The organism is Chromobacterium violaceum ATCC 12472 (assembly GCF_000007705.1).
GTDB lineage: Bacteria > Pseudomonadota > Gammaproteobacteria > Burkholderiales > Chromobacteriaceae > Chromobacterium > Chromobacterium violaceum.
Map to the genome: position 1 here is coordinate 4,001,196 of NC_005085.1, position 22,797 is coordinate 4,023,992.

The following is a 22,797-nucleotide window of genomic DNA, read 5'->3' on the forward strand; positions in this document are numbered from 1 at the left end:
TTTAGCTCAAACCCGGCGGGCTTCCTGCACGCCGGACAGTTCCATCAGGCGCGACAGCACGCGGCTGATGTCCTGCACCTGGCGCACTTCCACCGTCAGCCGCAAGCGGCTCTTCAGGTCGCGCGACAGGGTGTTGACGCCGATCAGGTTGAGCTTCTCCCGCGACAGCACGTCGGAGATGTCGCGCAGCAGGCCCGGCCGGTCCTGCGACATCACCTCGATGTCGATCGGGAACACGCTGTTGCGCTGGTCGCCCCATTCGGCGGCGATCAGGCGCTCGGGCACCTCCTGCGACAGCTTCTTCAGCGTCAGGCAACTACTGCGGTGGATGGAGATGCCGCGCCCCTTGGTGACGAAGCCCATCACCTGGTCGGGCGGCGCCGGTTTGCAGCACTTGGCCAGCACCGTCATCAGATTGTCCACGCCCTCGATCAGCACGCCGCCGGCATCGTGGCCGCCTTTGCTGGCGCGGATCAGGCTTTCCGGCTGCACCTCCACCGCCGGCGGCGGCGCGAAGCTGGTGATTGCGTTGCTGACTGCGCGTATCGTCAACTCGCCATGGCCCAGCGCGCCGTAGACTTCGTCCAGCTTGTCGTAGCCCAGCTTCTCCGCCAGCTGCTGCAGATTAGGCTGGATGTGCGGCCGCCGCGCCAGCTCGCGCTCGAACAGCGCCTTGCCGGTCTCGCGCACGGTGTCGGCGTTTTGCAGCCGGATGTACTGGCGGATCTTGGAGATGGCGCGGTGGCTCTTCACCCAGCCGTCGTGCAGCCAGTTAACCGACGGGCCGCCCTCCTTGGCCACCAGCACCTCCACCCGCTGGCCGTTCTGCAGCGGCGTGGACAGCGGCACGATCTGCCCCTCCACCTTGGCGCCGCGGCAACGGTTGCCCAGCCCGGAGTGGATGGCGTAGGCGAAATCGATCGGCGTCGCGCCCTGCGGCAGCGCCAGTACCTTGCCCTGCGGCGTCAACACGTAGATGGTGTCGGCGAACAGCTCGGTCTTGAACGCCTCGGCCAGGCCTTCGCGGTCAGACATTTCCTCGCGCCAGTCCAGCAGCTGGCGCAGCCAGGAGATCTTCTCCTCGTAGGCGGCGTCGCCCTTGCCGCCCTCCTTGTAGCGCCAGTGCGCGGCCACGCCGAACTCGGCGTGCTCGTGCATCTCGAAGGTGCGGATCTGCACCTCCAGCGCCTTGTCCTCCGGGCCCACCACCGCGGTGTGCAGGCTGCGGTAGTTGTTGGCCTTGGGATGGGAGATGTAGTCGTCGAACTCGCCGCGTATCGGCTGCCACATGCCGTGGATGATGCCGAGCGCGGTGTAGCAGTCCGGCAGCTTGTCCACCAGGATGCGCACCGCGCGGATGTCGTAAAGCTCGGTGAAATCGAGCTTTTTCTTCTTCATCTTCTTCCAGATGGAATAGATGTGCTTGGGGCGGCCGGCCACCTCGGCCCTGACGCCGGCCTTTTTCAGCTCGTCGCGCAAGACGTCCAGCACCCGCTCGATATAGTCGATGCGCTCCAGCCGGCGCTCGTCCAACAGTTTGGCGATCTTCTTGTAGGTGTCGGGCTCGGTGTGCCTGAGGCCCAGGTCCTCCAGCTCCCACTTGATCTGCCACACGCCCAGGCGGTTGGCGAGCGGCGCGAACAGCTCCAGCGTCTCGCCGGCGATGCGGCGGCGCACCGCCTCGTCGGCCACATTGGCCAAGTAGTGCATGGTCTGGGTGCGCCACGCCAGCTTGATCAGCACCACGCGGATGTCGGCCACCATGGCCAGCAGCATCTTGCGCATGGTCTCGGCCTGGCGCGCGCAGTCCTCCGGCGTGGCCATCCTGTCGATGCGGGCGAACTCGGTGATGCGGCGCACGCCGCCCACACCGTCCACCAGCATCGCCACCGTCGGGTTGAAGGTTTCCGTTAGCCAGGCCTGCCACTCCGGGTGAAAATCCGGCGCCGAGAACAGCAAGGTGGCGACGATGGCGTCAGGCAACAGGTTCAGGTCGGCGACGACGGCCGCAGCGGCCACCGCGTGGGTGAACAGGTCTTCGCCGGTGGCGGGGACGGTCTTGCCCGCGTACAGTTCGCGCGCGGCGTGAAAGGCGCGCGCCAGCAGCGCGCCGTCCTCGTCGGGAAAAGCGGCGGACATATGCTCCAGCCAGCGCGCCGGGTCGGCGGCGTCGGCCAGGGTATCGGCAACGGTGCGGACTACGGAAACCATATCTGTCTATCTGGACGGGCTCGCCGTCTTCAATTGTAAGCCGGGGCGCGCCCGGCATTTGCCACAATCGGCGGACCCTCGTCCGCCCTCGTCAATCCGACGCCAGCCTGAGCAGCAGGCGACGGACCGGCGCCGGCACGCCGGCGTCCACAGCCTGATCGATGTCCAGCCACTGGCCATCGGCCTCGGCGGCTCCCGCCGCATGCAGGCGGTCGATCCGGACCGGCTGCGGCGTGATGATCAAGCGGAAATGAGTAAACACATGCTCCAGCTCCGGCCAGGCGGGCAGCATGTCGCCATCGCCCCGGCCGCTCAGCCAGTCTTCCATTTCCAAGGTGGTGGCGAACTCCGGCAGCGACAACAGCCCGCCCCAGATGCCGGTCGGCGGCCGGCGCTCAAGCCATACCTTGTTTTCATGCCGCGCCAGCAGCATCGCCGTGTGCCGGATCGGCACAGCCTTTTTCGGCCGCGGCGTCGGCAGTTCGCCGGTGCGGCCCTCCCGCGCCGCCACGCAGCCGTCCACCATCGGACAGGCGGTGCAGGCCGGCTTGCCGCGGCTGCACACCGTCGCGCCCAGGTCCATCAGACCCTGCACATAGGGGCCGATGTCGGCGGCGGCGGCCGGCAGGATCTCCTCGGCCAGCGCCCACATCCGCTTCTCTATCGCCTTGTCGCCGGGAAAGCCGTCTATGCCGAAGCAGCGCGCCAGCACCCGTTTGACATTGCCGTCCAGGATGGTCTCGCGCCGGCCGAAGGCGAAGGCGGAAATCGCGGCGGCGGTGGAGCGCCCGACGCCGGGCAGCTGCTCCAGCCGCTCCCGCTCGGGGGGAAAGGCGCCGCCGAAAGCATCCATCACCATCTTCGCCGCCTTGTGCAGATTGCGCGCCCGGCTGTAGTAGCCCAGGCCGCTCCACTGCGCCAGCACGTCGTCCACCGGCGCGGCGGCCAGGCTGGCCACGTCCGGGAAGCGGGCCAGGAAACGCGGGTAATAGTCGAGCACGCTCTTCACCTGGGTCTGCTGCAGCATGATCTCTGACAGCCACACCCGATACGGGTCCTTCACCTGCCAGGGCAGGTCGTGGCGGCCATGCCGCCGTTGCCAGGCCACCAGCCGGGAGGCGAAACTGCTGTGCAACATCGCAATCCAATATCGAATCGAACCGGTTATGGTAGCGGAAAGCCGCAGCGCCACCAAGCAGGCGGCGGCCAAATACGTTAAAATTAAAGGATTACTTATTTAGTTTGCCCATTCGAGGTCGTTTCATGTCCAGTTTCCGCTCCCGCCAACGCGCCAGCCAGCGCCGCGATCAAACCAGCCGCGAACGCGCGGCCAACTCGCCGGCAGGCGGAAACCCGAGCGCCCCCGATCGGCAGCCGCAGGACGGCAAACCGCGCGCGCCGTACTCCGGCCAGCGTCCCGGCCCGGGCAAGCCGGACTGGAAGCCCGGCCAGGAACAACGCCGTTTCGACAAGCGCTCCGACGACCGCGGCGATGGCCAGCAGAAACGCTTCCACCGCGACGGCGACAAGTCGGCCTGGCAGCCGCGCCAGGACGACCGCCGCTTCGACAAGCGCTCCGACGACCGCGGCCAAGGCCAGCAGCAACGCTTCCAACGCGACGGCGACAAGCCGGCCTGGCAGCCGCGCCAGGATGACCGCCGCTTCGACAAGCGCTCCGACGACCGCGGCCAAGGCCAGCAGCAACGCTTCCACCGCGACGGCGACAAGTCGGCCTGGCAGCCGCGCCAGGACGACCGCCGCTACGACCGCGACCGCGGTCCATCCAATCGCAAGCCGCTGCCGGAGGGCGTGGAACGCGCCGCCGATTTCCGCCGCGACGGCGCGCCGCAGGACAAGCGCTACAGCCGCGACCGCGGCCCGTCCGGCCGCAAGCCGCTGCACACCGAAGACGCGCCGCCGCGCGAATTCAAGCCGCGCGCCCAAGGCGGCTTCCCCCGCGACGACAAGCCGCAGTGGCAAGCTCGCGAGGATCGCGCGCCCTACGGCGACAACGGCCCGCGCAAAGACTTCGCCAAGCGCGAAGGCGGCGAGCGCGACCATCATTTCCGCCGTGACGACAAGCCGCAATGGCAGCCGCGCGAAGACCGCGCGTCCCGCCACGACGGCGACGGCCCGCGCAAGATCTTCGCCAAGCGCGAGGACGGCGAGCGCGACAACCGCTTCCGCCGCGACGACAAGCCGCAATGGCAGCCGCGCGAAGACCACGCGCCCCACCACGATGGCGACGGCCCGCGCAAGATCTTCGCCAAGCGCGAGGACGACGAGCGCGACAACCGCTTCCGCCGCGACGACAAGCCGCAATGGCAGCCGCGCGAAGACCGCGCGCCGCGCCACGATGGCGACGGCCCGCGCAAGATCTTCGCCAAGCGCGAGGACGGCGAGCGCGACAACCGCTTCCGCCGCGACGACAAGCCGCAATGGCAGCCGCGCGAAGACCGCGCCCCGCGCCAGGACGGCGACGCGCCGCGCAAGCTGTTCGCCAAGCGCGAGGACGGCGAGCGCGACAGCCGCTTCCGCCGCGACGACAAGCCGCAATGGCAGCCGCGCGAAGACCGCACCCCGCGGGGCGACAGGCACGAGCATCGCTCGCGCGGCCTGCAGCCGTTCGGCGACACCCACCGGGTCGACCAGCCGCGCCGCGCCTTCGAGCAGCGCCCGCACGACAGCAGCCACGCGCCGGCGCCCCGCGCGGAAAACGTGATCACCAACCGCCTGGACAGCCGGCTGGCCATGTTCGCGCCCTGCCCGCGCGGCCTGGAGCAAATCCTGGCCGACGAGTTGCTGGCGCTGGGCGCCGGCGACATCGCCCCGGCCGACGGCGGCGTGGCTTTCGCCGGCGACGCCAGGCTGATGATGGCGGTCAACCTGCACTCGCGCACCGCCAGCCGCGTGCTGCTGCGCCTGGCCCACGGCGGCTATCACGCCGAGCAGGACATCTACCGGCTGGCGATGAGCGTGGACTGGCCGCGCTGGTTCGAGGTGTCGCGCACCATCAAGCTGAAGGCCGACGGCATCGCCGCCCGCGTCAAGAGCCTGGACTACATCGGCTTGACGGTGAAGGACGCGATCTGCGACCGCTTCCGCCAGGCGCACCTCGGCCGCCCCAGCGTCGACACCCGCCACCCGGACGTGCGCGTCAACGTGTTCCTCACCGCCGACGAAGCGACCATCTACCTCGACACCAGCGGCGAGCCGCTATTCAAGCGCGGCTGGCGCGAGGAAACCGGCGAGGCGCCGCTGCGCGAAAACCTCGCCGCCGGCATCCTGCTCTTGGCCGGCTACGACGGCAGCCAGCCGCTGCTGGACCCGATGTGCGGCAGCGGCACCTTCCTGGTGGAAGCCGCCGACATCGCGCTGAACCGCGCGCCGGGCCGCGCCCGCCGCTTCGGCTTCGAGGCGCTGTCTAGCTTCGACTCCGCCGCCTGGGAAAAGCTGCAGCAGGACGCGCGCAAGGCCGAGCAGCCGGCGTCCTCTCTGGCCATCCGCGGCTCCGACCGCTCGCAGGCCATGGTCAATATCGCCCGCGCCAACCTGGAGCGCGCCGGCCTGGCCGAGCTGGTGGAAGTCAGCGCCGCCGACGTGACCGCCTCCCGCCCGCACGCCGAGCACGGCCTGATCGTCAGCAACCCGCCGTACGGCGTGCGGCTGGAAGAGCAGGACCAGCTGGCGGCCTGGTACCCGGAGCTGGGCGACTGGCTGAAGGCCCACTTCGCCGGCTGGACCGCCTGCCTGTTCAGCGGCGATCTGCGCCTGGGCAAGCTGATCCGGCTGGCGCCCAAGCGCCGCACGCCGCTGTTCAACGGCTCGCTGCAATGCCGGCTGTTCGTCATCAACATGGTGGAAGGCAGCGCGCGCAAGCAGAAGGACGGCGACGAAGCCGAAATCGAAACCGGCGACGAACAGTAAACCCCCGCTTTCACGGCGACACGCCGCCCCGCCTCCGGCCGGGCGGCGTTTTTACGGACGTTCGCCGGCAAACATCGCGAAAACGCTTAATTTCCAGTCGCATCGCCGCTCGCCGGCACTCGGACGGCATGCGATAATCGCGGCCGAACCCACCCAAGCCTCGAATCATGCAAACCTCGTTTCTGTCCGCCACCATCCTGTTGATCCTGATCACCGACCCGCTGGGCAACATCCCGCTGTTCATCGCCGCGCTGAAGCAGGTGAAGCCCGAGCGCCGCAAGCGCGTGGTCTACCGCGAATGCCTGATCGCCTTCCTGGTGCTGAGCGTGTTCATGCTGTTCGGCCGCAACTTCCTCGACCTGATGCACCTGACCGACGAATCGATGCGCATCGCCGGCGGCGTGATCCTGTTCCTGATCGCCATCAAGATGATCTTCCCCGGCGAAGGCAGCGTGTTCGGCGGCGACAAGATGAGCGGCGAACCCTTCATCGTGCCGATCGCCATCCCGCTGATCGCCGGCCCGTCGGCGATGGCCACCGTGCTGTTGCTGTCCACCCGCGAGCCGGGCCGGATGCTGGAGTGGATGGGCGCGCTGACCATCTGCATGCTGGTCACCACCGTCACCTTCCTGTTCTCCAGCCGCCTGCAGAAGCTGCTGGGCGAACAGGCGATCACCGCGCTGGAGCGGCTGATGGGCCTGGTGCTGACCGCGATCTCGGTGGAGATGCTGCTCAGCGGCTTCGCGTCCTACCTGAAGCAGCTGCACTGAATCCAATCCGGATATCGCATCAGGGTTATCCCCGATAGGGATATCGACAATGCTCCCGGCTGAAGGCTGTTGTTAGCATCGCTGGAAAATGGACCGTTCAAGAGTCCGGATTCCTGCAATCAACGCCAGTCGGGAGAACCATGCAAACCAAGACTCCGTTCTTTTCGCGCCTGTACGTCCAGGTGCTGATCGCCATCGCGCTGGGCGTCACGCTCGGCGCTCTCGCGCCTGACCTCGGCGCCAAGATGAAACCGCTGGGCGACGCCTTCATCAAGCTGATCAAGATGATGATCGCGCCCATCATCTTCGCCACCGTCGTGGTCGGCATCGCCAAGATGGGCGACATGAAGGAAGTGGGCCGCGTCGGCGTCAAGGCGCTGTTCTACTTCGAAGCCGTCACCACGCTGGCGCTGGTGATCGGCCTGATCGTGGTCAACCTGCTGCAGCCGGGCGCCGGCCTCAACATCGACCCGCATACGCTACACGCCAAGGACATCGCCAAGTTCACCGCCGGCGCCAAGGAAATGAACACGGTCGATTTCCTGCTGCACATCATCCCGGACACGGTGGTCGGCGCCTTCGCCAGCGGCGAGATCCTGCAGGTGCTGACCTTCTCGGTGCTGTTGGGCCTGGCGCTGACCAAGATGGGCGACAACGGCAAGACCATCGTCCACATCCTGGACGAGTTCTCGCACGCGCTGTTCGGCGTGATCAACATGCTGATGAAGCTGGCCCCGATCGGCGCCTTCGGCGCGATGGCCTTCACCATCGGCAAATACGGCATCGGTTCGCTGAAGCAGCTGGGCTTTTTGATGGCCTGCGTGTATCTCACCTGCTTCGCCTTCGTGTTCATCGTGCTGGGCGCCATCGCCCGCTTCTCCGGCTTCAGCCTGTGGCGCTTTTTGGTCTACATCAAGGAAGAGATCCTGCTGGTGCTCGGCACCTCTTCTTCCGAATCCGCGCTGCCCGGCATCATGAAGAAACTGGAAAACCTGGGCTGCTCCAAGCCGGTGGTCGGCATGGTGGTGCCCACCGGCTACTCGTTCAACCTGGACGGCACTTCCATCTACCTGACCATGGCGGCGATCTTCATCGCCCAGGCCACCAATGTGAACCTGACGCTGGGCGAGGAGCTGGCTATCATCGGCGTGCTGCTGCTGACCTCCAAGGGCGCGGCGGCGGTGACCGGCGGCGGCTTCATCACGCTGGCCGCCACGCTGGCGACGCTGGGCGGCAAGCTGCCGGTGGAGGGCCTGGCGCTGCTGATCGGCATCGACCGCTTCATGTCCGAGGCGCGCGCCATCACCAACCTGATCGGCAACGGCGTCGCCACCGTGGTGATCGCCAAGTGGGAAAAGGCGCTGGACGTCGAACGGATGCGCCAGGTGCTGGAAGGAAGCGAGCCCCCGGCTCCGCCCAAGACCAAGCGCGAGACCATGCCGGAACCGGCGCTGCAGACTCGCTGAGCCTCCCACCCCGCAATACGTACCCAACCCGCTGCGAAGCGGGTTTTTTCGTTTTATTTAGGACGAAATTCTTGATTTCGCCGTTCGCTCGTCCACGATAGAAATTCGAGGAGGAGCTGAAATGGAAGACTTTTGGGTACAGTATGGCGACGAAATGTTGCCCGTCATCGGCGATTTCCCGCGCAAGGGAGACTATCTGCCCAGCTTCATGCTGGTGGACGACCAGAAACACGACGCCGCGCTGGAGAGCTTCTCCCACACGCCCAAACTGATCGTCACCCTGCTGTCGGTGGACGAGGACGAGCACGCCGGTCTGCTGCTGCTGCGCGAAACCCGGCGCTTTCTGGACAGCTGGCCGCACCTGAAGCTGATCGTGATCACCGTCGACTCGCCATCGTCGCTGGCGCGCGCCCGGCACGAGCACGGTCTGCCCAACATCGCGCTGCTGTCCACGCTGCGCGGCCGCGACTTCCACAAGCGCTACGGCGTGCTGATCACCGAATACCCGCTCAGCGGCTACACCTCGCCGGCCATCATCCTGGCCGACGCCGCCAATGTGGTCCATTACTCGGAGCGGCTGGCCAATACGCGGGACTTCTTTGATTTCGACGCCATAGAGAAACTGCTGCAGGAAGGCGAGCAGCAGGCGATGGCCGCCGAGCGCGAGGCGGCGGAAGCGAGGCAGGAGCAGGACGCGGAGCGGGAAAAAGGCACCGAACGGCTGCTGGAGAAGGCCAAGCTGATCCAGGACCAGCTGAACAGGAACGGCGACCCCGGCCGCTGATCATCAGCCTGCCGCAAACAAGCGAAAACCGCCCGTTTCCGGGCGGTTTCTCATTCACCGATGGGCTGCCGTCAGCCTCAGCTGTTCAGCTCCTTGGCCAGGTAAAGCCAGGTTTCCACCACGGTGTCCGGGTTCAGCGACACGGTCTCGATGCCCTCCTCCACCAGCCACTTGGCGAAGTCCGGGTGGTCGGACGGGCCCTGGCCGCAGATGCCCACGTACTTGCCCAGCTTGCGGCAAGCTTGGATGGACATGTGCAGCATGGCCTTGACCGCCTCGTTGCGCTCGTCGAAGGTGGAGGCGATCGGGCCGCCGGAATCGCGGTCCACGCCCAGCGTCAGCTGGGTCATGTCGTTGGAGCCGATGGAGAAGCCGTCGAAGTGCTGCAGGAACTTCTCAGCCAGCACCGCGTTGGTCGGCAGCTCGCACATCATGATCAGGCGCAAGCCGTTTTCGCCGCGCTTCAGGCCGTTTTCAGCCAGGATCTCGACCACCTTCTCGGCTTCGGCCAGGGTGCGGACGAACGGGATCATCACTTCCACGTTGGTCAGGCCCATCACGTCGCGCACCTTCTTGATCGCGCGGCATTCCAGCTCGAAACAGTCGCGGAACGACTCGGCCACGTAGCGGGCGGCGCCGCGGAAGCCGATCATCGGGTTCTCTTCGTGCGGCTCGTACAGCTGGCCGCCGATCAGGTTGGCGTACTCGTTGGACTTGAAGTCCGACATGCGCACGATGACCTTCTTCGGGTAGAAGGCCGCGGCCAGCGTGGACACGCCCTCGGCGATCTTGTCGACGTAGAAGTCCACCGGGCTGGCGTAGCCGGCGATGCGGTCGGAAATGGTTTCCTTCAGCTCCGGGCTCAGCTTGTCGAACTCCAGCAGCGCTTTCGGGTGGATGCCGATCTGGCGGTTGATGACGAATTCCATCCGCGCCAGGCCCACGCCTTCGTTAGGCAGTTGGGCGAAATCGAAAGCCAGTTCCGGATTGCCGACGTTCATCATGATCTTGACCGGGGCCTTGGGCATCTTGTCCAGTTCCAGGTCGATCACTTCCACGTCCAGCAGGCCGTCGTAGATGTTGCCGGTGTCGCCTTCGGCGCAGGACACGGTGACCTGCATGCCTTCCTTCAGCACGTCGGTGGCGTCGCCGCAGCCGACCACGGCCGGGATGCCCAGCTCGCGCGCGATGATCGCCGCGTGGCAGGTGCGGCCGCCGCGGTTGGTCACGATGGCGGCGGCGCGCTTCATCACCGGTTCCCAATCCGGGTCGGTCATGTCGGTGACCAGCACATCGCCCGGCTTGACGCGGTCCATCTCGGACGCGTCCTTGATGGTGCGCACCACGCCCTGGCCGATCTTCTGGCCGATGGCGCGGCCTTCGCACAGGATCTCGGACTTGCTGTTCAGGCGGTAGCGGCGCAGGGTGTCCTTGCGGTCTTCCTGCGACTTAACGGTTTCCGGACGCGCCTGCAGAATGTACAGCTTGCCGTCCACGCCGTCGCGGCCCCACTCGATGTCCATCGGGCGGCCGTAGTGTTTTTCGATGATCAGCGCGTACTGGGCCAGTTCAGCCACTTCGGCGTCGCTGATCGAGAACGCTTTGCGCAGCGCCGGCTCCACATCCACGGTCTTGACCGAGCGGCCGGCTTGCGACGCGTCGGTGAACTCCATCTTGATCAGCTTGGAGCCCATGGTCTTGCGCAGCACCGCCGGGCGGCCGGCCTTCAGCGTCGGCTTGTGCACGTAGAACTCGTCCGGGTTCACGGCGCCCTGCACCACGGTCTCGCCCAGGCCGTAGGAAGCGGTGATGAACACCACGTCCTCGAAGCCGGATTCGGTGTCGATGGTGAACATCACGCCGGCCGCGCCCATGTCGGAACGCACCATGCGCTGCACGCCTGCGGACAGGGCCACCACGTCGTGGGCAAAGCCCTTGTGCACGCGGTAGGAGATGGCGCGGTCGTTGTACAGGGAGGCGAACACGTGCTTCATCGCGTCCTTGACGTTGTCGAGGCCGCGGATGTTCAGGAAGGTTTCTTGCTGGCCTGCGAACGAGGCGTCGGGGAGGTCTTCAGCGGTGGCGGAGGAGCGGACCGCCACGGAGATGTCGGCGCCGCCGGCGTCGGCCACCATCTTGTCCCAAGCTTCCTTGATGTCGGCATCCAGCTTGGCCGGGAACGGGGTGTCGATGATCCACTGGCGGATTTCCTTGCCCACCCGGGCCAGTTCGCTGACGTCGTCGATATCGAGTTTGGCCAGCGCGGCGTTGATCTTGTCGGCCAGGCCATTGTGCTGCAGGAAATCCCGGTATGCCTGAGCAGTGGTGGCAAAGCCGCCGGGAACACGAACGCCGGAGCCCGCCAGCTGACTGATCATTTCGCCGAGGGAGGCGTTCTTGCCGCCTACCTCTTCCACGTCGGTCATGCGCAGCTTCTCGAACCAGATGACGTAGTTGTCTGCCATCACTTCACTTCCTGTGTTGGGATTGGGACGATAGGGCCGCATTCTAGCCGAATTACGTGCGAATTGCGTAGCATCTTTTGCGCTGCACAAGACTTTTTGCGACAGCCGATTCAACAAAATCAATACAATCAAACAGTTGTTTAGACAAAGACAGTCCAAAATAACCAAATATCATGTAATTTTATGATTACATGAAGAAAACGAACCGCGCCCCGCCATATCGCCGCCGTCCGCGCCGGTATACACTTTGCAGCAGGCAAATCCACCATCCGCAAGGTCATCCATGTCTCACCACCGCTCCGCCTTCTTCATTTCCGACCGCACCGGCATCACCGCCGAATCGCTGGGCCATACCCTGCTGACCCAGTTCGACGCGCTGGACTTCCAGCGCGAGACCGTGCCCTTCGTCGACACCGTAGAGAAAGCGCGCGCGCTGGCCGAGCGCATCAGCGAGATCGCGGAGCGCGACCACCTGCGCCCGCTGGTCTTCACCAGCATCGTCAACCCGGAAGTGCGCGAGGCGCTGCGGCTGAACAACGTGGTGCTGATCGACTTCTTCGAAAGCTTCATCGGCCACCTGGAGATCGAGCTTGGCCAGAAGGCGACGCTGACGGTGGGCAAGGCCCACGGCATGGTCAACGAGGAGAAATACGACCACCGGATCGAGGCGGTCAATTTCTCGCTGAACCACGACGACGGCGTCAAGCTGAAGGACCTGCACGAGGCCGACGTGATCCTGGTCGGCGTGTCCCGCTCCGGCAAGACGCCAACCTGCCTGTACCTGGCGCTGCAGTACGGCATACGCGCGGCCAACTACCCGCTGACGCCGGAAGACTTGGGCAGCCCGACGCTGCCCAAGATGCTGCTGCCGTTCAAGGACAAGATGTTCGGCCTCACCATCGATCCCAACCGGCTGCACCACATTCGCTCGGAGCGCCGTCCGGATTCCAAGTACGCCAGCATGGACAACTGCCGCCGCGAGGTGAACGAGGCGGAGTCGATGTTCCGCCATCACGGGGTGCCCTTCATCAGCACCACGCACAAGTCGATCGAGGAAATCGCGTCCACCATCATGCACAAGGCGGCGCTGGGCCGGAAATTCTGATCCCGCCGAGCGGCGCCTAGCCGCCCGCCCGCTTGGCCTTGAAACCCAGCCTGGCCAGCTCGGCGACCACGGTCTCGACGTGGTCGCCCTGGATTTCCAGCGTCCAGTCCTTCACCGTGCCGCCGCTGCCGCAGCGCGCGCGCAGCTGCTTGCCCACCTTGGCCAGCTCGTCGGCCGCCAACGGCAGCCCTTTCACCACCGTCACCGCCTTGCCGCCTCGGCCCTTGGTCTCCCTGGACACCCGGACGACGCCGTCGCCGGCCGGCGCCGCCTGCGCCTTGCATTGGCATTGCGCCTCCGGCAGCCGGCAAGCCGGACACATCCGTCCGTGCTCGGTCGAATACACCAGCCCGCCTGTTTTCTCTCTTCCCATCTCCGCTCCACTCCCTGGCATAGCCAGCCATGCCATCCCGGCAAAACGCGGCTATGCGCCATGCCATTGTTTATTTGTAAATTTCCTGCAAAATCAAGAACAATAGAAATCATTCGCTCTCAAATGGTGTGAATATTACCAACAGAGAGCGTCATGAATCTGCCCGATCCCAATCTGTCGCCCATCGCGGCGTTGCGGCAGCCATCGCTGCAGCGGGTCAACGGCATCGCCACCGCCAGCCAGGGCCAATCCTCGGCCCAGCGCGAACTGGCGGAAATGCTGTTCCGCCGGCTGCTGAACAACCTGCAGGCGCCGTCTGCGCCTCAAGCGGCCGCCGCGCGCCCCTCCATGCTGGATTCAAACGCGGGCCTGAGCACGCTGGAGTTCGCCCGGCGCCATACCCAGATGGCGACGGAACGCCGCGCAAAACGCGCTCGGGGACTGATACCCTACCTGTAAGGCGGTTTCGCCGACCATCGCGCCGCCGCTGAGCAGGCGCACCGCTTCCAACAGCCTGGCCTGCGCCAGCCAATGGCCGAACGATACGCCGGTTTCCCTGGCGAAGGCCCGCGTCAGGCTGGCGCGGGAAAACCCATGCGCGACCGCCAGCTCGTCCAGCAGCCATCCCCGCCCCAGATCCGCCAGCACCCGCCGGCACAGCGCGCGCAGACGGCGTTCGGCCGGCAAGGGCAGCTGCTGCGGCAAGGGCACCAATTGCAGCAGCTCGTCGACGATCGCCCCGGCCAGCCGTTGCCGGCGGCCGGGCCAAGGCTCCGCCTCGTAGCGCAGTTGCCGCTCCAGCAGCAATCCCATCAAGCCCCCGGCCGGCATCACCCGCACCTCGGCGGGCAGATCCGGATACGCCGCGCTATCGGCATAGGCCGTCACGCCATAGAGCTCGGCCAACGGTTCGGCGCTGTGCGCGACGCCGGCGGGAATCCAGCCGACCTGCCCCGCCGCCATCAGCCAGCGCATGGTCTCGCTCTGGCACAGCATCGCGCCGCGGCGCAGATAGATCAGCTGGCCGACCGCGTGGACATGGCTGGCCGTCCCGCAGCGCGACACCCCTTGCAGCGCCTGGCAATGAAAAGGCAGATCGACGGCATCCATGATTGATCCGATTGCGACAATACTTGATACTTTGCCGCTAACACATCAAACCGTAAAGCGCCTACTGTGTCTCCATCCACCATCGGCCAGCGCCGCCATACCAGGAGACCGCAACATGAGCTCTTCCCCCCACTCGCCCGACAACCTCGCCATCGTCCGCGGCATGTTCGCCGAGCTGATCGAAACCGGCCGCGTCGACGACGACAGCATCGCCCGCTACATGGCGCCCGGCTACCGCCAACGGGTGGACGGCCGCGAGCTGGATCTGGACGACTTCAAAAATCACCTGCGCCTGCAGCGCGCAAGCGTGGCAAAGATGGAGGTGCATTTCCTCGCCGTCGCCCAGGACCACGACTGCGTGCTGACCCACCACCAGGTACGCGTCGCCAACAAGGACGGCAGCGCCGCACGCTTCCAGGTGCTGGCCCACATCACGCTGCGCGACGGCAGGATCGTCGCCTGCGACGAACTGACCCGCCAGGTGGAAGGCTCAGTCGGCGACCGCGATCTCGGCTCGCGCCACTGAACCGGGCGGAGCTTGACGCGACGCGCGGCGCCGTGTTTTGATGGCATCATGAAAACCGCATCCGCATTCGCAATCCAGTTTTGGTGGTGGCGCCTCTCCTAGGCGGCACCGGCGCTTGCGCACGCACAAGAACCCGGAGGCTGCCGACAAGGCGCACCGGGTTTTGTTTTTGGCGGTTCCTCCCAGTCCACCTTGCCGGCCTCCTCTCCAACCCGATGGAGATATCGACATGAATCTGGACACGATCAGCTCGCAAGACATCATCCTCACCGGCGACCGCACCACCGGCCAGCTGCACCTCGGCCATTACGTCGGCTCGCTGCGCAACCGCGTGATCCTGCAGGAGCGCTGCGCGCAATTCCTGCTGCTAGCCGACGCCCAGGCGCTGACCGACAATATGGGCAACTACCTGAAGGTGCGCGACAACGTGCTGCAGGTGGCGCTGGACTACCTGGCCGTCGGCATCGACCCGGCCAAGAGCACCATCTTCATCCAGAGCCTGGTGCCGGAGCTGACCGAGCTGGCCTCCTACTATCTCAACCTGGTGACGGTGGCCCGGCTGGAGCGCAATCCGACCATCAAGGACGAGATCAAGCAGCGCGGCTACGAGCGCGACATCCCGGCCGGCTTCCTCACCTACCCGGCCGCCCAGGCGGCGGACATCACCGCGTTCAAGGCCACCATCGTGCCGGTAGGCGACGACCAGATCCCGATGATCGAGCAGACCAACGAGATCGTGCGCCGCTTCAACGCCAGCGTAGACCAGCCGGTGCTGGTGGAAACCAGGGCGGTGGTGCCGGAAGTGGGCTCCCGCCTGCCCGGCATTGACGGCAAGGCCAAGATGTCCAAATCGCTGGGCAATACCATCACGCTGTCGGCGTCCCCCGACGACATCCGCCAGGCGGTGAAGATGATGTACACCGATCCCACCCATCTGCGCGTGGCCGATCCCGGCCAGGTGGAGGGCAATGTGGTGTTCACCTACCTAGACGCCTTCCACCCCGACCGCGAGCTGGTGCAAGGCCTGAAGGACCACTACCGCCGCGGCGGCCTGGGCGACACCGTGATCAAGAAGCATCTGGAAGACTGCCTGCAGGAGATGCTGGCGCCGATACGCGCGCGCCGCGAGCACTACGCCCAGGATCCGTCGGCGGTATTGGAGATGCTGAAAACCGGCACCCGCCGCGCCCGCGACGTCGCCGCCCGCACGCTGTCCGAAGTGAAGGCGGCGATGGGCCTGAACTATTACTGAGCGGGAGCCCGGCATGGAACACGTCTACCCATGCCAAAACCTCGCAGAAACGCGCGCGCAGACGACCGCATCGACCGCGCGCTGGTGGCGCTGATCGCCGAGCGCGGCATCTGCGTGCGCCAGGCGGCGGCGTTCAAGCATGGCCGCGGGGAAGTGGAAGGCGGCAAGCGCGCCGACCAGGCGATGAGGCGCGTCGAGCGGCTGGGCGCCGACGCGGCGCTGACGGCCGCCGTCTACCGCGCCATGATAAGTGACTTCGTCACCGACGAAATGGCCGCCTTCCGCGCCAGAACGGCCGAAGATTGAGGCCGCGGGCGGCTTTGCCTACAATCGTCTCCACCCTGTGACCCCGTCCGGCCGCTTTCCGCGGCCGGTTCCGCCGGAGAAAACCGATGAAGAAAGCCGCCCTGCTGCTCGCCCTCCTGTCCCTGCCCGCCCTGGCCGAGGAAGTGGGAGAAGTCTCCACCACCTTCAAGCTGCTCAGCCCCAACGACAAGGTGGTGGTGGAGGCTTTCGACGATCCGTCGGTGCAAGGCGTCGCCTGCTATGTATCGCGCGCCAGGACGGGCGGCTACAAGGGCGCGATGGGGCTGGCCAAGGACCCGTCCCGCTTCTCCGTCGCTTGCCGGCAGGTGGGGGCCATCCGCTTCAGCAAGCCGATCCCGCCGCAGGAGCAGGTGTTCAAGGAGGGCGCGTCCTTCGTGTTCAAGCATGTGCGCGTGGTGCGCATCGTCGACGCCAAACGCAATGTGCTGACCTACCTGACTTACTCGGACAAGCTGGTGGACGGCAGCCCGGACAACGCGATCACCGCGGTGGCGGTGCTGGACCAGAAGATACCGCTCAAGAAGTGAACCTCACAAACCATTGATAAAGATCATGTTTTTTTACATGATATTCATCATTCCATAGCCACTTCCGCGCGCCAGCCGTCGAAACCGACCTCCACGCCGGGCGGACAGCGCTGGCTGAGATCGAGGTATTCCAGCTTGTGCGTCATGTGGATCAGCACCGTGCGGCGCGCGGCGATGCGAGCGGCCCACTCGAAGGCCTCTCCCACCGACAGGTGGGACGGATAGGGATCTTCGTTCAGGCAATCGAGGAACAGCAGCTCCAAGCCTTCCAGCAAAGGCAGGCTGCTGTCGGGAATCCGCGACAGATCGGTCAGCCAGGCCACGTCGCCGATGCGCCATCCCAGGCAGGGCCAGCTGCCGTGCAGCAGGGGAATGGGGGTCAGCGTCACGCCCTGGTGCTGGAACGGCCCGTTGACCACCTCCGGCAGCAACACCGGCTTGTCCCACATCCTGGACGGCGGCTGCAGCGCGTAGCCGAAGCGCTCGCGGATGTTGGCGATGGTGAAGTCGTTGCCGTACAGCGCGATCGGCCCCTGCTTCAGATAACAGAAGGCGCGCAGATCGTCGATGCCGTTCAGGTGGTCGGCGTGCGGATGGGTATAGAGCACCGCGTCCAGCCGGCTCACGCCTTCGCGCAGAGCCTGCTGGCGCAGATCCGGCCCGGTGTCGATCAGGAAACCCAGCTCCCCGACGCGCACATAGGCGCTGGCGCGGGTGCGCTTGTTGCGGACATCGTCCGACTGGCAGGTGGGGCAGCCGCAGCCTATCGCCGGGGTGCCCGAACTGGAGCCGCAGCCCAGTATGGTGACTTCTAGCGTGTTCACGACTCTCCTTGCTTGATCACTGGCACGGCTGCGCGCGCGCCGCCGGCGCCGCCGTCGAACCGCCGTCGCATAAGGGCTGGCCGCCCGGGCCGATCGCGCAGTTGCCGCCCGGCTGCGCCGCGCAATGGGGCGCGCCGTCCGGTCCCAGCACGCACAGGCCCGGTCCGGCGTAAAAGCTGCCGCGGGCGCGGATCACGCCGCCGCCTGGATAGGGCGAGCAGAACAGGTTGCCGAATTCGTCGGAGGTGCAGGCCCCGGCGCCGCAGTACGGCTGCCCCTGATACAGCAGGGCCTGGCCGCCCGGAGGCGCGCAGTAGCTGCGGCCGCCCAGGCTGACGCAATTAGCCAGCGCCGGCAGCGCCATCAGCCAGCCGATCCAGCCCAATGCGGACAGCCGCATGATGCCCTCCGTTTCAGCGGGCCGCCTTGGCGAACAGGCGGAAGAAATTGTCGGTGGTGGCCTGCGCCACCTCTTCGAACGGGATGCCGCGCAGCCCGGCGATGAACTCCGCCACGTGGCGCACATAGGCCGGCTCGTTGGTCTTGCCGCGGAACGGCACCGGCGCGAGATAGGGCGAATCGGTCTCGATCAGCATGCGCTCCAGCGGCACCTTCTGCGCCACTTCCTGCACCTGCCTGGCGTTCTTGAAGGTCACCACGCCGGAGAAGGAGATGTAGAAGCCCAGCGCCAGCGCGGCCTCGGCCACCTCCCAGGTCTCGGTGAAACAGTGCATCACGCCGCCGCATTGCTCGGCATGCTCTTCCCGCATGATGCGGATGGTGTCCTCGGCGGACTCGCGGGTGTGGATCACCAGCGGCAGGCCGACGCGCCTGGCGGCGCGGATATGGGTGCGGAAGCGCTGATGCTGCCAATCGAGCTCGCCCTTGCACCAGTGGTAGTCGAGGCCGGTCTCGCCTATGCCCACCACGCGCGGATGGCCCGCCAGCGCCACCAGCTCGTCCTCGCTGTACTCCTCGGCTTCCGGGTCGTCCGGATGCACGCCGACCGTGGCGTACAGATTGGGATGCGCTTCGGCCAGCGCCAGCACCTGCGGATATTTGGGACGGCTGACGCCGATCACCAAGGCGTGCGTCACCTGGTTCTGGCGCATATTGGCCAGCACGTCGGGCATGCGCTCGGCGAGGTCGGGAAAATTGATGTGGCAGTGGGAGTCGATCAACATGGTCGGTGGGCAGATAAAACGTGAATCCGGCCCACAGGATATCACGTCCGCCCCCCGTACCTCACATGGTATGGGTGGGGCGGCTGGAATTGAGCACGCCGCCCAGCAGCGCCTCGATCTTGTCCTTGGCCTGCTTGCCGGCCTCGCCGGAGACGAACTCCACGCCCACGCCCTGGACGCGGCTGTTGTTGGCGCCGCCCGGCGTGATCCACACCACCTTGGCCTGCACCGCGATGCGCTGCGGATCCTCCATCAGCGTCAGCAGCAGGAACACCTCCTCGCCCAGCTGCATTTCCTTGTTGGTGGGAATGAAAATGCCGCCGTTGCGCAGAAACGGCATGTAGGCGGCGAACAGCGCGCTGCGCTCCTTGATATGCAGCGACAGCACGCCGGGGCGATTGGGATTGTTCAGATCCGGCCGGTGGTTGGCGGCATCCATGCGGGCCCCTTCTTGCTCAGCCGGCCTTGCCGCCGGCGAAGATCTTCAGGTAATCCATCAACACCGCCTCCAGTTGCAGGCGGGCATTCAGCGTATGCTGGGAAAACGGCGCCAGCGCCGTCAGCGCCTGCTGGCAGGCCATCAGCTGGACGGCGTCGCAGCGCGGCGCCAGCGCGGCGAGCGCGCGCTCATGATCTGGATAATAGCGGACGCGGCCGGCCAGGCACAGCGCCGCCAGGTCGTGCAGCCACTTCTGCAGCCAGGACAAGGGCTGCAGCAGCGACAGCTGCTTGTTCTTGTCGATCAGCTCGGCCAATTGCAGCATGCCGGCGAAACTGGGCTGGCCCAGGCCTCGGACGAACTGGCCGCGCAGCGCGGCCAGCTCGGGATCGTGGTCGAACAGCGGCGCGCCGCCATTGTGCGCCAGTTCCGCCTCGGCGTTGGCGACGCCCTGCTCCTTCAGCCACGCCAGCGCGGCGCTCTCGGCCGGCCGGGTCAGCGCGAACTGGCGGCAGCGGCTGCGGATGGTGGGCAGCAAGCGCTGCGGCGCGTGCGACACCAGCAGGAACAGCACCGCCTCCGGCGGCTCTTCCAGTATCTTCAGCAGCGCGTTGGCTGCGGCCAGGTTCAGGCTCTCGGCCGGCTCCACCAGGATCACGCGGCGGCCGGCGCGATGGGCGGTCAGGTGGGCGAAATCGATCACCTCGCGCACCGCCTCGATCTTGATCTGCGGCAGCTTGCGCGTGGTCTTGGCCTCCTTGCCCTCCTCCTCCTCGTCGGCGAACGGCGACAGGCGGCGGAAATCGGGGTGGGTGCCGCTATGGAACCAGCGGCAGCCCTGGCATTGGCCGCACGGCTGGTGGCCGGCCGCCGGGCTCTCGCACAGCAGCGATTGCGCCAAGTGCTCGGCGAAAGCCAGCTTGCCGATGCCGGCGGCGCCGGTGAAGAGCCAGGCGCCGGGCATGCGCTCGCGCTCGGCGGAAAGGCGCGTCCAATCCGCGCTCTGCCACGGGTACAGCATCAGCCGCGCTCCAGCAGGCGTTCCAGGTGGAGCACGATGTCAGCCTGGATGTCGGCGATGCCGCGGCTGGCGTCCAGCACGGCGATGCGCTGCGGCGCCTCCTCGGCGCGGCGCAGGTAGGCGGCGCGCACGCGGCGGTGGAAATCGGCCGCCTCCTGCTCGAAACGGTCCGGCACCCGGGTGCCGGCCATGCGTCCGGCGGCCACTTCGGTCGGCAAGTCGAACAGCAGGGTCAAGTCCGGCTGCAGGCCGCGCTGCACCCAGTCCTCCAGCGCGCGGATGCGCTCGAACGGCACGCCGCGGCCGCCGCCCTGGAAGGCGTAGGTGGAGTCGGTAAAGCGGTCGGACACCAGCCAGCGGCCGGCGGCCAGCGCCGGCTCAATCACCTCGGCGATGTGCTGCTGGCGCGCGGCGAAGGCCAGCAGCGCCTCGGCGTCCAGCGAGGCCACGGTGCCGGGATCCAGCAGCAGGTCGCGGATCTTCTCGGACAGCGGCGTGCCGCCCGGCTCGCGGGTGAACGCGGCGTCGACGCCATGCCGGGCCAGCCAGTCGCGGATGAAGGAAAGATGGGTGCTCTTGCCGGCGCCGTCTATGCCTTCCAGCGTGATGAAACGGCCGCGTCGGACCTCACTGCTCATTGCTGGCCTTTCTTCAGGATGTATTTGCGCACCGCCTGGTTATGCTCGTCCAGGGTGCTGGAAAACTGGGAGCTGCCGTCGCCGCGGGCGACGAAATACAGCGCGTCGGTTTCGGCCGGCTGGGCCGCCGCGTACAGCGCGGCCTTGCCCGGCAGCGAGATCGGCGTCGGCGTCAGGCCGGCGCGGGTATAGGTATTGTACGGCGTATCGCGGCGCAAGTCGGCCTTGGCGATATTGCCCTGGTAGCTGCTGCCCATGCCGTAGATCACCGAGGGATCGGTCTGCAGCCGCATGCCCTTCTTCAGCCGGTTGACGAACACCGCCGCCACCATCGGCCGGTCGGCCTCGCTGGAGGTTTCCTTCTCGATCAGGCTGGCCATGGTCAACAACTCGTACGGCGTGGCGTAAGGCAGGCCCGGCTTGCGCGCCGCCCAGGCGGCGTCCAGCTGCTGCGCCATCGTCGAAAAGGCCTGCCGGTACAGATCGATATCGGAAGAGCCCGGCGTGAACAGATAGGTGCTGGGAAAGAACAAGCCCTCGGGATTGATGTCGGGCAGGTCCAGCTGATGCATCAGCTCGGCATTGCTCATCTTCAGCGCGTCGTGCTTGATATCCGGATTGCGGTCCACCGCCTGGCGCAGCTGGCGGAAAGTCCAGCCTTCTATCGCGGTCAGGCTGGCCTCGTCCGGATGGCCCTGCACCAGCCGGTCCAGCACGTCCAGCATCGACTGCCCGCCCTCCAGCCGGTACAGGCCGGCCTTGACCTTGCGATCGGAACCGGAAATCCGCGCCAGCGCGATCATCAGCTGGCCATTGCGTATCGCGCCGTCCTTCGCCAGCGCATGCGCGATCTGCTTCATCGTGCGGTTGGGGCCGACCAGCAGCTTGTAGCCGCCTGCGGGCATGTCGACGGGCAGCAGCAGCGCCCAGCCCAGCCAGCCGGCCGCGCACAACAGCAGCAGCAACAGAACGCGGGAAATTTTCTTCATCTAACGCTTCGCAAATCCAGGTTGACGGCCGCCATCGCGACGAAGGCGGAATCATACCAGCAAGCGAGGCTGTCCGACATGCCAGCTTGCACTGGCCGCAAGCCCGGTCGTTTGCGCCAAATCAATAGTCATTTGCCGGTTTTTGCCTATTTTTCAGCCTAGACAGCCGGCCTCGCGCCGGTCGCTCCTTCACTCCATTTAATGAAATCCGGCCAGGCAGAACAAGCGATGAAACCTTTCTTCAATCTCGGATGCGCGCTGGTCGCCTGGAACGAACTATGCCGGGTGGCGCGCCGCGGCGAAAACGATCCGCAAACGGCCAGGCCCGGTTTCTGCCAGGGCAGGCACAACCGCCAGTTCGTCTACGCCGACTCCGCCGGACTGCTCAAGCCCTACCATGGCCTGCTGCTGGACCCGCTTTGGCTGCTGGACACCCGCAGGGATGGCCGCTGGCAGCTGGTGGCCACCGCGCTAGGCCACAGCCTCAATCTGCGCCTGCAAACCCTGCTGCGCGCCTGGATGCCGGACATCCCCCAGACGGCGGAGCCGGCGCCTGGCGTCGCCCGGCTGAGGCTGGTCGTCCGCGGCCCGAGCGCCGACGCCGCTCCGACGCCCGGCCGGCCGATAGACGGCCAGTCGCCGCTGGTGCGCGGCATCGCGCCCTATCTGGAGCAAGTGGCCAGCGTCGCCCAGCTGGAAGACTCTCTCGACGGACATCTGCTGGGCGGCGTCGTCAACCTGCAGACTCCGGCGCCGCACCCGGCAGGCGCGCGCGGGGAAACCTGGCAGGACCTGCTTGGTTGTGACTGGCAGCAGCTGCTGCAGTTCAAGACTGCCGACCGGGCGGCTGGCTAGCCGC

Annotated in this window: 23 protein-coding genes; 11 read left to right on the forward strand and 12 right to left on the reverse strand. The window is 66.4% G+C overall.

Annotated features, from left to right (window positions below):
• Positions 1-6: 6 nt before the first annotated feature.
• Positions 7-2,211, reverse strand: a complete 2,205-nt coding sequence (locus CV_RS18320) for a RelA/SpoT family protein (protein WP_011137249.1) — start codon at positions 2,209-2,211, stop codon at positions 7-9.
• Positions 2,212-2,302: 91 nt separating this feature from the next.
• The gene (gene mutY / locus CV_RS18325) at positions 2,303-3,346 is read right to left on the reverse strand and encodes an A/G-specific adenine glycosylase (RefSeq protein WP_011137250.1); all 1,044 of its coding nucleotides are present in this window, start codon (positions 3,344-3,346) and stop codon (positions 2,303-2,305) included.
• 128 nt (positions 3,347-3,474) lie between these two features.
• On the opposite strand from mutY, the gene CV_RS24350 reads away from it, so the two are divergent.
• The 4 genes from CV_RS24350 to CV_RS18345 all read left to right on the forward strand — a co-directional run bounded on the left by CV_RS24350 (position 3,475) and on the right by CV_RS18345 (position 9,158).
• The gene (locus tag CV_RS24350) at positions 3,475-6,138 is read left to right on the forward strand and encodes a THUMP domain-containing protein (RefSeq protein WP_085953303.1); all 2,664 of its coding nucleotides are present in this window, start codon (positions 3,475-3,477) and stop codon (positions 6,136-6,138) included.
• Positions 6,139-6,305: 167 nt separating this feature from the next.
• Entirely contained in the window at positions 6,306-6,908 is a 603-nt protein-coding gene (locus CV_RS18335; protein WP_011137253.1) for a MarC family protein, read from the forward strand.
• Between the two features lie 140 nt (positions 6,909-7,048).
• Positions 7,049-8,374, forward strand: a complete 1,326-nt coding sequence (locus CV_RS18340; protein WP_011137254.1) for a dicarboxylate/amino acid:cation symporter — start codon at positions 7,049-7,051, stop codon at positions 8,372-8,374.
• Between the two features lie 121 nt (positions 8,375-8,495).
• The gene (locus CV_RS18345; RefSeq protein ID WP_011137255.1) at positions 8,496-9,158 is read left to right on the forward strand and encodes a redoxin family protein; all 663 of its coding nucleotides are present in this window, start codon (positions 8,496-8,498) and stop codon (positions 9,156-9,158) included.
• Between the two features lie 77 nt (positions 9,159-9,235).
• On the opposite strand, the gene ppsA is transcribed toward CV_RS18345, so the two are convergent.
• The gene (ppsA, locus tag CV_RS18350) at positions 9,236-11,623 is read right to left on the reverse strand and encodes a phosphoenolpyruvate synthase (protein WP_011137256.1); all 2,388 of its coding nucleotides are present in this window, start codon (positions 11,621-11,623) and stop codon (positions 9,236-9,238) included.
• Between the two features lie 283 nt (positions 11,624-11,906).
• Between ppsA and CV_RS18355 the strand changes: the two genes are divergently transcribed.
• Complete coding sequence (locus CV_RS18355; RefSeq protein WP_011137257.1) at positions 11,907-12,728, forward strand: posphoenolpyruvate synthetase regulatory kinase/phosphorylase PpsR; 822 nt, start codon at positions 11,907-11,909, stop codon at positions 12,726-12,728.
• 16 nt (positions 12,729-12,744) lie between these two features.
• On the opposite strand, the gene CV_RS18360 is transcribed toward CV_RS18355, so the two are convergent.
• A complete protein-coding gene (locus tag CV_RS18360; RefSeq protein WP_011137258.1) occupies positions 12,745-13,101 on the reverse strand; it encodes a translation initiation factor Sui1 in 357 nt (118 codons plus the stop codon).
• A gap of 153 nt (positions 13,102-13,254) precedes the next feature.
• On the opposite strand from CV_RS18360, the gene CV_RS23080 reads away from it, so the two are divergent.
• Entirely contained in the window at positions 13,255-13,560 is a 306-nt protein-coding gene (locus CV_RS23080) for a hypothetical protein (RefSeq protein ID WP_043596684.1), read from the forward strand.
• Here CV_RS23080 and CV_RS18370 read toward each other — a convergent pair.
• A complete protein-coding gene (locus tag CV_RS18370) occupies positions 13,459-14,211 on the reverse strand; it encodes an AraC family transcriptional regulator (RefSeq protein ID WP_011137260.1) in 753 nt (250 codons plus the stop codon). The two genes, CV_RS23080 and CV_RS18370, sit on opposite strands and share 102 nt — an antisense overlap.
• Positions 14,212-14,326: 115 nt before the next feature.
• On the opposite strand from CV_RS18370, the gene CV_RS18375 reads away from it, so the two are divergent.
• From CV_RS18375 to CV_RS18390, 4 genes are all read left to right on the forward strand, one after another.
• Positions 14,327-14,737 (forward strand): nuclear transport factor 2 family protein, encoded by a 411-nt coding sequence (locus CV_RS18375; RefSeq protein WP_011137261.1) that lies wholly within the window; start codon positions 14,327-14,329, stop codon positions 14,735-14,737.
• 229 nt (positions 14,738-14,966) lie between these two features.
• Positions 14,967-15,989, forward strand: a complete 1,023-nt coding sequence (gene trpS / locus CV_RS18380) for a tryptophan--tRNA ligase (RefSeq protein WP_011137262.1) — start codon at positions 14,967-14,969, stop codon at positions 15,987-15,989.
• A gap of 30 nt (positions 15,990-16,019) precedes the next feature.
• Positions 16,020-16,295, forward strand: coding sequence for a chorismate mutase (locus CV_RS18385; protein ID WP_011137263.1), 276 nt, complete (start codon positions 16,020-16,022; stop codon positions 16,293-16,295).
• Positions 16,296-16,381: 86 nt separating this feature from the next.
• Positions 16,382-16,843: a CreA family protein gene (locus tag CV_RS18390; RefSeq protein WP_011137264.1), complete on the forward strand. Its 462-nt coding sequence runs from the start codon at positions 16,382-16,384 to the stop codon at positions 16,841-16,843.
• A gap of 47 nt (positions 16,844-16,890) precedes the next feature.
• Here CV_RS18390 and CV_RS18395 read toward each other — a convergent pair whose 3' ends face one another.
• The 7 genes from CV_RS18395 to mltG all read right to left on the reverse strand — a co-directional run bounded on the left by CV_RS18395 (position 16,891) and on the right by mltG (position 21,938).
• A complete protein-coding gene (locus CV_RS18395; protein WP_043596686.1) occupies positions 16,891-17,667 on the reverse strand; it encodes an MBL fold metallo-hydrolase in 777 nt (258 codons plus the stop codon).
• 16 nt (positions 17,668-17,683) lie between these two features.
• The gene (locus CV_RS18400; protein WP_011137266.1) at positions 17,684-18,067 is read right to left on the reverse strand and encodes a hypothetical protein; all 384 of its coding nucleotides are present in this window, start codon (positions 18,065-18,067) and stop codon (positions 17,684-17,686) included.
• A 13-nt stretch (positions 18,068-18,080) separates the two neighbouring features.
• Positions 18,081-18,851 (reverse strand): TatD family hydrolase, encoded by a 771-nt coding sequence (locus tag CV_RS18405; protein ID WP_011137267.1) that lies wholly within the window; start codon positions 18,849-18,851, stop codon positions 18,081-18,083.
• A 61-nt stretch (positions 18,852-18,912) separates the two neighbouring features.
• Complete coding sequence (locus CV_RS18410) at positions 18,913-19,290, reverse strand: PilZ domain-containing protein (protein ID WP_011137268.1); 378 nt, start codon at positions 19,288-19,290, stop codon at positions 18,913-18,915.
• A gap of 16 nt (positions 19,291-19,306) precedes the next feature.
• Positions 19,307-20,311, reverse strand: coding sequence for a DNA polymerase III subunit delta' (locus tag CV_RS18415; RefSeq protein ID WP_011137269.1), 1,005 nt, complete (start codon positions 20,309-20,311; stop codon positions 19,307-19,309).
• Positions 20,311-20,949, reverse strand: a complete 639-nt coding sequence (gene tmk / locus CV_RS18420) for a dTMP kinase (RefSeq protein ID WP_011137270.1) — start codon at positions 20,947-20,949, stop codon at positions 20,311-20,313. Before tmk ends, CV_RS18415 begins: the two co-directional genes overlap by 1 nt.
• Positions 20,946-21,938 (reverse strand): endolytic transglycosylase MltG, encoded by a 993-nt coding sequence (gene mltG / locus CV_RS18425; protein ID WP_011137271.1) that lies wholly within the window; start codon positions 21,936-21,938, stop codon positions 20,946-20,948. Before mltG ends, tmk begins: the two co-directional genes overlap by 4 nt.
• Positions 21,939-22,166: 228 nt before the next feature.
• On the opposite strand from mltG, the gene CV_RS18430 reads away from it, so the two are divergent.
• Complete coding sequence (locus CV_RS18430) at positions 22,167-22,793, forward strand: DUF3313 family protein (RefSeq protein ID WP_011137272.1); 627 nt, start codon at positions 22,167-22,169, stop codon at positions 22,791-22,793.
• Positions 22,794-22,797: the final 4 nt, after the last annotated feature.

Excerpts from the sequence above, each read along its gene's own strand:
- CV_RS24350 (WP_085953303.1), top strand. The coding sequence starts at position 3,475 with ATGTCCAGTTTCCGCTCCCGCCAACGCGCCAGCCAGCGCCGCGATCAA.
- CV_RS18430 (WP_011137272.1), top strand. The coding sequence starts at position 22,167 with ATGAAACCTTTCTTCAATCTCGGATGCGCGCTGGTCGCCTGGAACGAA.
- CV_RS18320 (WP_011137249.1), bottom strand. The coding sequence starts at position 2,211 with ATGGTTTCCGTAGTCCGCACCGTTGCCGATACCCTGGCCGACGCCGCC.
- CV_RS18375 (WP_011137261.1), top strand. The coding sequence starts at position 14,327 with ATGAGCTCTTCCCCCCACTCGCCCGACAACCTCGCCATCGTCCGCGGC.
- tmk (WP_011137270.1), bottom strand. The coding sequence starts at position 20,949 with ATGAGCAGTGAGGTCCGACGCGGCCGTTTCATCACGCTGGAAGGCATA.
- CV_RS18385 (WP_011137263.1), top strand. The coding sequence starts at position 16,020 with ATGCCAAAACCTCGCAGAAACGCGCGCGCAGACGACCGCATCGACCGC.
- CV_RS18345 (WP_011137255.1), top strand. The coding sequence starts at position 8,496 with ATGGAAGACTTTTGGGTACAGTATGGCGACGAAATGTTGCCCGTCATC.
- CV_RS18355 (WP_011137257.1), top strand. The coding sequence starts at position 11,907 with ATGTCTCACCACCGCTCCGCCTTCTTCATTTCCGACCGCACCGGCATC.
- CV_RS18360 (WP_011137258.1), bottom strand. The coding sequence starts at position 13,101 with ATGGGAAGAGAGAAAACAGGCGGGCTGGTGTATTCGACCGAGCACGGA.
- mltG (WP_011137271.1), bottom strand. The coding sequence starts at position 21,938 with ATGAAGAAAATTTCCCGCGTTCTGTTGCTGCTGCTGTTGTGCGCGGCC.
- CV_RS18415 (WP_011137269.1), bottom strand. The coding sequence starts at position 20,311 with ATGCTGTACCCGTGGCAGAGCGCGGATTGGACGCGCCTTTCCGCCGAG.
- ppsA (WP_011137256.1), bottom strand. The coding sequence starts at position 11,623 with ATGGCAGACAACTACGTCATCTGGTTCGAGAAGCTGCGCATGACCGAC.
- CV_RS18405 (WP_011137267.1), bottom strand. The coding sequence starts at position 18,851 with ATGTTGATCGACTCCCACTGCCACATCAATTTTCCCGACCTCGCCGAG.
- trpS (WP_011137262.1), top strand. The coding sequence starts at position 14,967 with ATGAATCTGGACACGATCAGCTCGCAAGACATCATCCTCACCGGCGAC.
- CV_RS18390 (WP_011137264.1), top strand. The coding sequence starts at position 16,382 with ATGAAGAAAGCCGCCCTGCTGCTCGCCCTCCTGTCCCTGCCCGCCCTG.
- CV_RS18340 (WP_011137254.1), top strand. The coding sequence starts at position 7,049 with ATGCAAACCAAGACTCCGTTCTTTTCGCGCCTGTACGTCCAGGTGCTG.
- CV_RS18400 (WP_011137266.1), bottom strand. The coding sequence starts at position 18,067 with ATGCGGCTGTCCGCATTGGGCTGGATCGGCTGGCTGATGGCGCTGCCG.
- CV_RS23080 (WP_043596684.1), top strand. The coding sequence starts at position 13,255 with ATGAATCTGCCCGATCCCAATCTGTCGCCCATCGCGGCGTTGCGGCAG.
- CV_RS18335 (WP_011137253.1), top strand. The coding sequence starts at position 6,306 with ATGCAAACCTCGTTTCTGTCCGCCACCATCCTGTTGATCCTGATCACC.
- CV_RS18370 (WP_011137260.1), bottom strand. The coding sequence starts at position 14,211 with ATGGATGCCGTCGATCTGCCTTTTCATTGCCAGGCGCTGCAAGGGGTG.
- CV_RS18410 (WP_011137268.1), bottom strand. The coding sequence starts at position 19,290 with ATGGATGCCGCCAACCACCGGCCGGATCTGAACAATCCCAATCGCCCC.